This window comes from Bradyrhizobium sp. ORS 375, from assembly GCF_000239775.1.
Lineage (GTDB): Bacteria > Pseudomonadota > Alphaproteobacteria > Rhizobiales > Xanthobacteraceae > Bradyrhizobium.
Map to the genome: position 1 here is coordinate 1 of NZ_CAFI01000106.1, position 10,541 is coordinate 10,541.

Genomic DNA, 10,541 nt, shown 5'->3' on the forward strand with positions numbered 1-10,541 from the left:
ATCGTCCAGCGCATCAGCACCTGACAGACCCGCGGCCACCGCTCCCCGCCTCTACGTATCGTGACGACGCGTACGTCCCTCTGCATGAGGTCGGGATGTGCGAGAATAGATCATGATTTCTGGAAAATAGCAATGGCTAAATTCTGCAAATCCGATGCACCTCGGGGATCGCGAGACTGTCATTCGTCCGAAAGCTGCGCATTGCAGGAGGCCCCCCGTCATGGACGGCGCACTCGCCTTCGCACGTCCCGGAGGTCGTGAGGTCACGTTCGCTCCGTAGGTAGGCGAAGGCGAGCCGCGCTCTATCCAAAGGACGAGTTCGTAGTGGCGCCGTGCCCACCGTCTTGCTACGGAATGCGCCGTCAGACGGTGGGCACGCTGCCGCCTTTGGCGGCTGCTTTGCCCACCCTACGGTTCGCGCGCCTGAACTAATCCTCGAAGCCCACGAACACCGTCGCGTCCTTCACCGATTTCCGCTCGGACACCACGGCATTTGCCGGGAAGTCATGATCGGGCCAGCCGAGCGCGATGCTCTTCATGATGACCTGATCGTCGGCGATGCCGGCGTGCTCGCGGACGACGGGCGATTGCATGATGCCCTGGCTGTTGATGACGGCGCCGAGGCCGCGCGACCAGGCGGCGTTGACCAGCGCCGTGGTGACAGCGCCGCAATCGAACGGCGTATCGTCGCTGCCGGCGAGCACGCGGTCGTAGGTCACGATGATGCAGACCGGGGCGTCGAACTGGCGGAAGCCGCGCAGCACCCAGTCCTGGCGCTTCTCCTTGTCGTCGCGCGCGATGCCCATGGCGGAAAACAATTGCTTGGCGACGCCGATCTGGCGCTCGCGGTGCTGGCCGTCGAACGGCTGGCCGATGCGAAACTCGCGCGACTGCGGCACGCCCGCGAGCATGCGCTCCGTGTTGCCGGCGCGGATGCGATTGAGCGGCTCGCCGGTGATCACGTAGAAATTCCACGGCTGGGTGTTCATCGATGATGGCGCGCGCATCGCCAGCGTGAGGATTTCCTCGATCAGCGCCCTTGGCACGGGATCGGGCTTGTAGCCCCGAATGCTGCGGCGGCCGAGGATGACGTCATCGAATTCCATCTGCGTGGTATTCCTGCCCTGAGAGTCCTTGCCCGGATCATCGCGGCTTTCCGGTTCCGGTGCAAGATTTGGCAGCGCACGGGGCAGGCCTGCTATCTCTCCAACATCGTCATCACAGCTCGTGCCAGATCGGAGGGGGTCTCCACCAGACGGCCTGCACCGGCGGCTTCCAGCTCCTCCCGGCTGCCATAACCCCAGAGCACGCCGAGGCTGCGCATGCCCACGGCGTGCGCGCCGGCGACGTCATGATGGCGGTCGCCGACCATCACGCCATGGGCGCCGGCGATATTCCGTTCCATGAGAATATGCGAGAGCAGCTCGGGCTTGTGATCGAGCTCGCCTGAGGGCACCGAGCCATGAATGGCTTGGAAGTACGAAGCCAGATCGAGATGTTCGAGGATGCGCCGCGCGAACAGCTCGCGCTTCGAGGTCGCGAGATAGATCCGCAAACCGGCGCGATGCATCTCCTGCAGCGCCTCGCGGACGCCGGGATAGAGCGCGCAGTCGAACAGGCCGATTTCACCATAGTGCTGGCGATAGGCCAGAACGGCTTCGTCGACACGGTCGTCGCCAACACGGTCGCCATGGGCCAGCAGCAGCATGCGCATCATGTCCTGCAACGGCGGACCGATGAAGGGCGTGATATCGAGTGTGGGGCCAGGCGCATGACCGAGCGACCGCAACGCCGCCAGCGCGCTCGCGGCAATGCCGGAGCGCGAATCGATCAGGGTGCCGTCGAGGTCGAGCAGGACTGAGTGAACCTGGGACATGACCGAACATAGCGCCCGGCCGGACGCGCCGTAAACGCTGATGCCTCCGATCGTCGTATCACCCCCCTGCAGGACGCTTCCGCCTCTGCATCAGGGCCTGCCGAACACCCATTCGAGCATGGCATTCTGCGCGTGCAACAAGAACGCCTTCGACTGCGCCGCGCGACAGGCGCGATGGCGCATCGCGTCGTCGGAGACCTCCTGCCCCCGCGTCACGGGCGGGCAAGGCAGGAACTCCAGATCCGGCCGAAGGCCATCCAACAGCGCGGCCGTAATCTGATAGTCCTGAAGGACGCTCGCCTCCTCATCCCTGGGCCAGCAATCCGTGATGATGACATCGGTGTCCTGCAAGGCGGCGAGATCGGTCGTGACATGAAAGCTGGGCGACTCGCCCTGCGCATGCCAGCGCGCCGGATAGACCTGAACGACATCGATCGGAAGCACCTGCGCGGCCTCGATCCACGAGCCCAGGATGTTTGCGGCCGGCGCCACCACGGCGATCTTCAGTCCCTCGATCGCGCCGCGGCGATGCCACAGGAAGGCGAGGTCGCCGAGCGTCTCGCAGGGATGATTCTGCCGCGTGCGCGCATTGACGACCGGCGACTGCGCCCAGTGGGCCAAGGCATAGAGCATCTCGAGCTCCGGCGTGCGGCAGACCATCGCATCGAACCAGTTGTCGAGATAGGCGGCGAGATCCTCGACCGCCTCGGTCCCGTTGAGACGGATCGGCGCGTGCACGCAGAGGCCGCCCATCGCCTGCACGCCGAGATCGAAAGCGGTGGTGTTGCGCCAGCCGCCATCGTCGACCACGAGGGCGATGCGCCGGCCCGCGAGCGCTTGCGGCATGGCGCGCGCCTGCCAGCAGACCGCGAGTTCCTGCGCGCGCATCAGCATGCCCAGGATGTCGGAGCCATCGAGGTCACTGAGGGCCAGGATGTCGCGATCGCCCGTCATGCACGCTCACCGCGTCCCGGGATCACGCAGATCGATCTCCAAGCCCTCTCGTCCGCCATGCGCCGTCCGCAATTGCCCTCGCCACAGCTGCAGCATAACCTTCATGAAAAATCCAGGGAAGGAACCGCGCCATGGCAAAGATCGCCGCGATCGAGACCGGCCTCTACCGCATTCCGCTCAGCGTCACGCTGACCGACAGCACGCATGGCGAGATGACGGCGTTCGAGCTGATCACCTGCCGCGTGCGCGATGCCGACGGCGCCGAGGGGACAGGCTACACCTACACGGTGGGCCGCAACGGCTATGCCGTTGCCGACATCTGCAGGCGCGAGATCCCTGATCTCGTCGCGGGTCACGAGGCCGACGACACCGAGGCGATCTGGCACCGCGTGTGGTGGGGCCTGCATTATGGCGGGCGCGGCGGACCGGTGGTGCTGGCGCTGTCAGCGCTCGACATCGCGCTGTGGGATCTGAAGGCACGGCGGGCCGGCCTGCCGCTGTTCCGCCTGCTCGGCGGCTTCGACAGAAGCGTGCCGTGCTATGCCGGCGGCATCGACCTCGATCTCTCGGTGGACGCGCTGCTGAAGCAGACCGACGACAACCTCGCGCGCGGCTTTCGCGCCATCAAGATGAAGGTGGGGCGACCCGATCTCGGCGCGGACGTCGCGCGCGTCAAGGCGATGCGCAATCATCTCGGCGACGGCTTTCCGCTGATGGCCGATGCCAACATGAAGTGGACGGTGGAAGAGGCGATCCGCGCGGCGCGCGCGTTGCAGCCGTTCGACCTCACCTGGCTGGAGGAGCCGACCATTCCCGACGACATTGCGGGCCACGCGCGCATTCTCACCGCCGGCGGGGTGCCGATCGCGGCGGGCGAGAACCTGCGCTCGCTGTGGGATTTCAAGAACTACATCACCGCCGGCGCGGTGTCCTATCCCGAGCCCGACGTCACCAATTGCGGCGGCGTCAGCGCGTTCATGAAGATCGCGCGGCTGGCCGAGGCGTTCAACCTGCCGGTGACCAGCCACGGCGCGCATGACGTCACCGTGCACCTGCTTGCCGCCTGCCCCAACCGCTCCTTCCTCGAAGCCCACGGCTTCGGCCTCGACCGCTACATCGAACATCCGCTGGTGCTGGAGAACGGCATGGCACAGGCGGCGACGCGGCCGGGCCACGGCATCACGTTCGATTGGGAGGGGCTGGCGAAGCTTGCGGGGTAGGTGCTGGTGAACGGCCCGGCGGCGCGCAGGAAAGGCGAAGCCGGCCGTCAGTCCGTGCCGAAAATCTCGTCCTGGTTCATCCGCACCGCGCGCAAGGCCCGCGTCCGGCGCCACTCCTCCTGCTGCGTCGAAACAGCGAAGGTGATCAGCAGCGAGCGGCGGCGGGCGCCGCTGCGGTTGCGGGTCGCGCCATGCAGCAGGTTGACGTCGAACAGCAGGATGTCGCCGGGGTCGCCTGTCGTGACGAACGGGGCAGCCTGCGCATCATCGGTGTCGTGGCGATGCGTGCCCGGCGCCACCTGCGTGGCGCCGTTGTCGGGGCCGAAGGAATCGAGAAAGACGAGCGCCGAGACCGCATCGGTGCGGAGCCGGTCGACGCCGTCGCGATGCAGCGGCTGCTGGCCGCCATCGGGCAGCGGCTCGCGGCCTTCGACCTGGCCAAGGAAGAACGGCGCCTTGAGGATATGGTGCACGGCCGCGAGCATCACCGGCAGCCGGCAGACGCGCTGCACGGTCGCATCGAGATCGACCATCGCGTGGCGCCAGTCGCGGCCGCGCGGCACCGGCCATCGCCCGGAGGGCAGCGTGCCGGCCTCGAACGCATCGCGCAGCGGCCCCAGCCACTCCGCGGGGATGGCGCCGCGCAGCAGCAGATAGCCATCCGTATCGAGACGCTGCGCGTCGGCGGCGGGGAGCCGGTCGACGCGGGTCGGCGTGAGGGCTGCGGTCATGAACTCGGCATTTGCAGGAGGGGTTGCGCCCGTGATGGTCGTCGATCCCTTGGGTTTCGGCAAGCGGGACGTCAGGCCGCCCGTCGCCACGGGCCTGCGGGCGTTGAGACGATCGGTCGCGCGGCAGCCCGGGGCCCTATCGGCGCCGATTCACCTTTCGTTAACCCCCTCGACCTACCTCTCGTTAGCAACACTCTGCAACGATCCGACATGCGGGGGACAACGAGCCATCGCGCTCATTGGAAGCACACATGGTCGCCATCCGAAGCACCAACCAGATCTCGCCCGCCAATGAGCGGGTCTATCGCCAAAGCAACCTGCTGGGTGAGTGGAAGGGCTCGTGGACGGCCAGTGGGCAGGCCGTGAGCTTCAAGGTCGTCAACATCAGAGGCGCGGCCGCCACGGTGGAATATACCCATAACGGCCGCACCGAACGCGGCATCGGCGAGGTCAACGGCTCGACCATCGACTTCGGCGCGGTCACGCTCGGCACCAAGAACGGCAAGAACGCGGTGCTGCTGTTCTCGGCCGGCGGCGGCAAGGCCACCGCGATGCTGGAGAAGCAGGCGCCTCCCGCCAGCGAGAGCAATCTGGTCGGCAGCTGGGCCGGCTATTCCGGCGAGAACGGCATGAGCGCGAGCTTCCGCGTGCTGTCGGTCGACGGCAAGCAGGCGCAGGTCAGCGTCACCACCAATGGCGTGACGCGCACCGGCACCGGCCTCGTCTACAACAACGTGATCATGTTCGAGCAGTCGCAGATCTCGACCGACGACGGCAAGAGCGGCAAGGTCATCTACCAGGTCGGAAACAAGTCCTACATGGTGCCGGTGAGCAAGCTCACCCCGATCACGGCGTAGCCGGCGGCCGCCGGCAGAGCCGGAATTCAAGTCCCGGCTTCACCATTTATCCGATTTCGCGCTCGCGAACGTGTGAGCCGTTTGCCGACAGTAACCGACAGAGCGAGTTGCGCGCCGAGGAAAGCTCCCAGAGCGGCCAGGGCGAGATGCACTGACCAATAGAAGTTCGGATAGAGTCCGGACCACAGCGCAAGCCAGAGCAGTCCAGACGCAGCCAGCATGCCCGCGACCGTCCGCCGAACGTGTCCTTGGACGCGAACGAGTCGGACACGAACAAGCAGCAAGGCGACCATTGCGCCGAAGGCGAGATCCTTGGCGAGATCGAGCCACGGCGTCGGACCGTCGCAGCATTCCCATTGAAACATCCTCTGATCGCGCAGGGCTTGTCCGGACAGGATCTGAGCGATGTACGCCTGCAGATTCGGGGACACGTCGGTCCTCGCCGCGATCTCTGCCAGGACGCTGCGGAGCGGCGGGTCCTGGTAGCTCTCGGCGAGGCCATGGCCGAAGCCCGCGCGGCGAAACACCGCGAGACCAAGCTCACCTGCCGTGATCAGGTTCTGGTCTCGGAGACCGACCATCCCGCGCAGAAAGATTACGTAGTCGGCGATCGCGAGCTTGTACAATGACAGGATCGCGATGATGCGCTGCTGGTCGCTCAACCCCGCCAGGGCCAGGGCGGCGAGACAGTCGGTGACATTCCCGAGGCCGGCGTCGGCGAGCGCCTCGAACGACGGGATGAGGGGCAGGAATTTGTAGGACACCATATCGCCGGCATCGCGATCCACCGCGCGGACACGCTCGGCAAACGACGCAGCGCCGGGCGGGATGTCGCCGGCCGCCGTCAGCCGCCCCGGCGCGCCGAACACGAGAAGCAGCACGAGCGCCAGCAGCGGCAAGCCGCGCCGGCTGAGCAGCGCCGCCAGCCTGCGTCCGACGGCTCTTCCGTCTCCATGATTCGCCGGTGCTGCAGGGGCAGGAGCCGGGTGTGACATCGGACAGGTCCACATTCGAAGCGCCGGGCCGATCGCGGCCCGGCCGCCATGCCTGACCTAGACCCCGGCCATCATCACATACTTGATCTCGAGATATTCCTCGATGCCGTGATGCGAGCCTTCGCGTCCGAGGCCGCTCTCCTTGACGCCGCCGAACGGAGCGACCTCGGTGGTGATCAGGCCGGTGTTGACGCCGACCATGCCGGACTCCAGCGCTTCCGCGACGCGCCAGACGCGGCCGAGATCGCGGGCGTAGAAGTAGGACGCCAGACCAAACGGCGAGGCATTGCACATCGCGATGACGTCGGCCTCGTCCTTGAAGCGGATGACCGGGGCGAGCGGACCGAATGTCTCCTCATGCGCGACCAGCGCGTCGGCCTTCACATCGCGCAGGACGGTCGGCTCGAAGAAGGTGCGGCCGAGCGCATGGCGCTTGCCGCCGGTGACAATCCTGGCGCCGCCCTTGACCGCATCCGCGATGTGGCGCTCGACTTTCTCGACGGCTTCCGCGTTGATCAGCGGACCCTGGGTGACGCCAGCCTCGGTGCCGTCGCCGATCTTCATCGCCGCGACCTTGGCGGCGAGCTTCTCGACGAAGGCATCGTAGATGCCTTCCTGCGCGTAGAGGCGGTTGGCGCAGACGCAGGTCTGGCCCATGTTGCGGTACTTCGAGACGATGGCGCCTTCGACCGCGGCATCGACATCGGCGTCGTCGAACACCACGAACGGCGCGTTGCCGCCGAGCTCGAAACCGAGCTTCTTCACCGTGCCTGCCGACTGGCGATAGAGAATCTTGCCGACCTCGGTCGAGCCGGTGAAGCCGACGAAGCGCACCGCCGGATGCTCGCACAGCACCTTGCCGATCGGCGGGGCATCGCCGGTGACGATGTTCAGCGCGCCCTTCGGAATCCCGGCGCGCTCGGCCAGCACGGCGAGCGCCAGCGCCGACAGCGGTGTCTCGTTCGCCGGCTTCAGCACCACGGTGCAGCCGGCGGCGAGCGCCGGCGACACCTTGCGGGTGATCATCGAGTTCGGGAAATTCCACGGCGTGATGGCGCCGCAGACGCCGATCGGCTGCTTCAGCGCGAGCAGGCGCGCGTCAGGCTTCTGCGTCGGGATGGTCTCGCCATAGACGCGGCGCGCCTCCTCGGCGAAGAACTCGATGTAGGCGGCGCCGATGTCGACCTCGCCGAGCGCTTCCGCGAGCGGCTTGCCCTGCTCGGAGGTGAGGATCAGCGCGAGGTCCTCACGGTTGGCGACGATCAGCTCGAACCATTTGCGCAGGATGTTGGAGCGCTGCTTGGCGGTGTGTTTGGCCCACAGCGGAAAGGCACGCGCGGCAGCCTCGACGGCCCGCGATGTCTCGGCGGCGCCGAGCTGCGCGATCCTGGCGAGCTCCGCGCCGGTGGCGGGATTGTTGACCGGAAACTCCGGGGTGCCGACCCAGGCGCCGTCGATGTAGCACTGCTCGCGCAGCAGCGACGGATCCTTCAGGCGGTCGCGCAGGCTCGAAGCAGTGTCGGAAGCGCGGGCGGCGGCGGGCGGTGTCATCGGGCATCTCCTCGAAGCTTTCGGTCTCTTGCTTCGAATATAGCCCCCTGATGGCACATGCGCACGGCGTGTGCGCCTCTCGAACGGTAGATTCGAGCGTTTCAGCCGTGCCTTCACGGCACCAAATGCGGTGCTCGCGGTTGAACCCGGTCAGCGCGGCCTCAGGCCGCGCCGCTCATATAGGTTTCGCGACGGCCGATCATGCGCTCCGCCGCGGCCTTGGCGTCGGCCTTGGTCGAGGTCGCACAGGTCCGGTATTCCAGGTCCGGCAAGTTGGCGGGATCGCGGCGGCCGAACCAGGACTTCTGCCCGACCGGCAGCAGCGCCAGCGCCTGCGCCACATTGTCGACCGCGCCGAACGAATACAGCGCGCCGGTCGCGGCGATGCGCACTTCGTAGATTCCAGGGGTAATCGGTGCCTCGATATTGTCACCGCGACCCGGGCGGGGATACCGCTTCCACTCGCTCCACTTCGAAATCATATCGCCCCCAAGGCGGACGTTGCCGCCAAAGCCATGCCGTCGGCTCGAAAAAGCCGGTTGTTGAACCCTTTAATGCAAAAATGGTTGCAACTCACAACAGTCCGAGGCCCGTGGTGGGAACATGGCGCCCATGTGACGGACTCGCGGCTCGATGGAACTAATCATGATTCTCTAGCGATTTTGAAGGGCTGTGGCGTCGCCACCCCGGCTGTCCCGCCTGCTCTGTGTTCGCGCCGCATCATCACGAGATCGCGACCAGCTGCGTCCGCGAGGGTTCTTGCCGCCCGGACCGTGGCGGGGAACAATCCTGTACCGCCACACAAGAGCGGAGCGGAGGAGACATCATGCAGAACAAGACCGACATCGATGGCGTGCTGCGGCAGAAGGCGGACGCGCGCGAGATCCCCGGCGTCGTCGCGATCGCGGCGGACAGCAACGGCGTGATCTACGAAGGCGCCTTCGGCAAGCGCGACCTCGGCCGCGACGATCCGATGACATCAGACAGCGTGTTCTGGATCGCGTCGATGACCAAGGCGATCACCTGCGCCGCCGGCATGCAGCTGGTCGAGCAGGGCAAGCTGTCGCTGGATGCGCCGATCGGCACCGTGCTGCCCGATCTCGCCGCGCCAAAGGTGCTCGACGGCTTCGATGGCAATGGTGAGCCGATCCTGCGGCCGGCCAGGACCGCCATCACGCTGCGCCATCTCATGACCCACACCGCGGGCTTCTGCTACGACATGTGGAACGGCGACATGGCGACCTATGTGCAGAAGGCCGGCACGCCGGGGATCATCACCTGCAAGAACGACGCGCTGAAGCTGCCGCTCGCTTCCGATCCCGGCACGCGCTGGGAATATGGCATCAACATCGACTTCGTCGGCAAGGCGGTCGAGGCCGCGAGCGGGCAGAAGCTCGATACGTATTTGCGCGACAATCTGTTCGCGCCGCTCGGCATGGACGACACCGGTTTCAAGCTCGGCGCGTCGCAGCGCGCCCGCCTGGTCGGCATGCATGCGCGCGGCGAGGACGGCTCTCTGGCGCCGATCCCGTTCGAGCTCGAGCAGGAGCCGGAATTCCACATGGGCGGCGGCGGCCTCTACGGTACGGCCGGCGACTACATCCGCTTCACCCGGATGATCCTCAACAATGGCCGCGGCAACGGCAACCAGGTGCTGAAGCCGGAGACCGTCGCGGCGATGCGCGACAATCATATCGGCGAGCTCGAGATGACGAAGATGGCCGCGGCGGTGCCCGGCGTGACCAACGACGTCGACCTCTATCCGGACATCGTCAAGAAGTGGGGCCTAAGCTTCATGATCACGACGGCGCAGACCGCCGAGGGTCGCAGCGCCGGCAGCCTCGCCTGGGCCGGCCTCGCCAATACCTACTATTGGATCGATCCGGCGCGCGACGTCACCGGCGTGATCCTGATGCAGCTGCTGCCGTTCGCCGACCGGCTGTGCCTGGAGACCTTCGCGGGCTTCGAGCGCGGCGTCTATGCCGGGCTGGACGCGGCCGGCGGCAAGAAGGCGGCGTGATGGAGCAAGGGAATGGGGGTGATTGGGTGTGATCATCAGTGCGAGGCACTCGATACATCAACTGATGAGCTGATCACCTTGCTGTTGCTCACGCCCACTCAAGATCACATCGGGCGGTGAAGCGAAAGATCGCACTGCGCGATCGGTGCGCCCCCTCTCCCCGTTCTTCACGGGGAGAGGGTTGGGGTGAGGGGCAACCACGCGAAAAGTGCATCTATCTGCGGCGACTTCCCCGAGCCTTGGCTTGAGGCGTAGTTATTTCAAGAGTACGTCGCATCCGACCGGCGCCGTCTTGCCCGTCCGATGGACCCTGATCAGGGCCGCTGATGTGCCATGC

At 66.3% G+C, this 10,541-nt stretch carries 10 protein-coding genes; 3 read left to right on the forward strand and 7 right to left on the reverse strand.

Features of this window, described 5'->3' with window-relative positions; genetic code table 11:
* Positions 1-428: 428 nt before the first annotated feature.
* From BRAO375_RS09445 to BRAO375_RS09455, 3 genes are all read right to left on the reverse strand, one after another.
* Positions 429-1,106: a nitroreductase gene (locus tag BRAO375_RS09445; protein ID WP_009027244.1), complete on the reverse strand. Its 678-nt coding sequence runs from the start codon at positions 1,104-1,106 to the stop codon at positions 429-431.
* Between the two features lie 92 nt (positions 1,107-1,198).
* Positions 1,199-1,876, reverse strand: coding sequence for an HAD hydrolase-like protein (locus BRAO375_RS09450; RefSeq protein ID WP_009027245.1), 678 nt, complete (start codon positions 1,874-1,876; stop codon positions 1,199-1,201).
* A gap of 90 nt (positions 1,877-1,966) precedes the next feature.
* On the reverse strand, positions 1,967-2,830 hold the full coding sequence (locus tag BRAO375_RS09455) for an ornithine carbamoyltransferase (RefSeq protein WP_083842452.1): 864 nt from the start codon (positions 2,828-2,830) through the stop codon (positions 1,967-1,969).
* Between the two features lie 131 nt (positions 2,831-2,961).
* Here BRAO375_RS09455 and BRAO375_RS09460 point away from each other — a divergent pair, with 131 nt between their 5' ends.
* Positions 2,962-4,050, forward strand: coding sequence for a mandelate racemase/muconate lactonizing enzyme family protein (locus tag BRAO375_RS09460; protein ID WP_009027247.1), 1,089 nt, complete (start codon positions 2,962-2,964; stop codon positions 4,048-4,050).
* Positions 4,051-4,097: 47 nt separating this feature from the next.
* Here the strand turns inward: BRAO375_RS09460 and BRAO375_RS09465 are convergent, their stop codons facing one another.
* Positions 4,098-4,781 (reverse strand): phytanoyl-CoA dioxygenase family protein, encoded by a 684-nt coding sequence (locus BRAO375_RS09465; RefSeq protein WP_009027248.1) that lies wholly within the window; start codon positions 4,779-4,781, stop codon positions 4,098-4,100.
* A gap of 251 nt (positions 4,782-5,032) precedes the next feature.
* Here BRAO375_RS09465 and BRAO375_RS09470 point away from each other — a divergent pair, with 251 nt between their 5' ends.
* Positions 5,033-5,638 carry a hypothetical protein gene (locus BRAO375_RS09470; RefSeq protein ID WP_009027249.1) on the forward strand — a complete coding sequence of 202 codons (606 nt, stop codon included), beginning with the start codon at positions 5,033-5,035 and terminating at the stop codon, positions 5,636-5,638.
* Between the two features lie 26 nt (positions 5,639-5,664).
* Here BRAO375_RS09470 and BRAO375_RS09475 read toward each other — a convergent pair whose 3' ends face one another.
* From BRAO375_RS09475 to BRAO375_RS09485, 3 genes are all read right to left on the reverse strand, one after another.
* A complete protein-coding gene (locus tag BRAO375_RS09475) occupies positions 5,665-6,633 on the reverse strand; it encodes a hypothetical protein (protein WP_009027250.1) in 969 nt (322 codons plus the stop codon).
* A gap of 57 nt (positions 6,634-6,690) precedes the next feature.
* Positions 6,691-8,184: an NAD-dependent succinate-semialdehyde dehydrogenase gene (locus tag BRAO375_RS09480; RefSeq protein WP_009027251.1), complete on the reverse strand. Its 1,494-nt coding sequence runs from the start codon at positions 8,182-8,184 to the stop codon at positions 6,691-6,693.
* Between the two features lie 161 nt (positions 8,185-8,345).
* Positions 8,346-8,666 (reverse strand): hypothetical protein, encoded by a 321-nt coding sequence (locus tag BRAO375_RS09485; RefSeq protein ID WP_035639768.1) that lies wholly within the window; start codon positions 8,664-8,666, stop codon positions 8,346-8,348.
* Between the two features lie 344 nt (positions 8,667-9,010).
* Here BRAO375_RS09485 and BRAO375_RS09490 point away from each other — a divergent pair, with 344 nt between their 5' ends.
* A complete protein-coding gene (locus BRAO375_RS09490) occupies positions 9,011-10,204 on the forward strand; it encodes a serine hydrolase domain-containing protein (protein WP_009027253.1) in 1,194 nt (397 codons plus the stop codon).
* The last annotated feature ends 337 nt before the right edge of the window (positions 10,205-10,541 follow it).

What these genes read in the sequence shown, in the direction of transcription:
- BRAO375_RS09445 (WP_009027244.1), bottom strand. Translation starts at nt 1,106, where the DNA reads ATGGAATTCGATGACGTCATCCTCGGCCGCCGCAGCATTCGGGGCTAC.
- BRAO375_RS09450 (WP_009027245.1), bottom strand. Translation starts at nt 1,876, where the DNA reads ATGTCCCAGGTTCACTCAGTCCTGCTCGACCTCGACGGCACCCTGATC.
- BRAO375_RS09455 (WP_083842452.1), bottom strand. Translation starts at nt 2,830, where the DNA reads ATGACGGGCGATCGCGACATCCTGGCCCTCAGTGACCTCGATGGCTCC.
- BRAO375_RS09460 (WP_009027247.1), top strand. Translation starts at nt 2,962, where the DNA reads ATGGCAAAGATCGCCGCGATCGAGACCGGCCTCTACCGCATTCCGCTC.
- BRAO375_RS09465 (WP_009027248.1), bottom strand. Translation starts at nt 4,781, where the DNA reads ATGACCGCAGCCCTCACGCCGACCCGCGTCGACCGGCTCCCCGCCGCC.
- BRAO375_RS09470 (WP_009027249.1), top strand. Translation starts at nt 5,033, where the DNA reads ATGGTCGCCATCCGAAGCACCAACCAGATCTCGCCCGCCAATGAGCGG.
- BRAO375_RS09475 (WP_009027250.1), bottom strand. Translation starts at nt 6,633, where the DNA reads ATGTCACACCCGGCTCCTGCCCCTGCAGCACCGGCGAATCATGGAGAC.
- BRAO375_RS09480 (WP_009027251.1), bottom strand. Translation starts at nt 8,184, where the DNA reads ATGACACCGCCCGCCGCCGCCCGCGCTTCCGACACTGCTTCGAGCCTG.
- BRAO375_RS09485 (WP_035639768.1), bottom strand. Translation starts at nt 8,666, where the DNA reads ATGATTTCGAAGTGGAGCGAGTGGAAGCGGTATCCCCGCCCGGGTCGC.
- BRAO375_RS09490 (WP_009027253.1), top strand. Translation starts at nt 9,011, where the DNA reads ATGCAGAACAAGACCGACATCGATGGCGTGCTGCGGCAGAAGGCGGAC.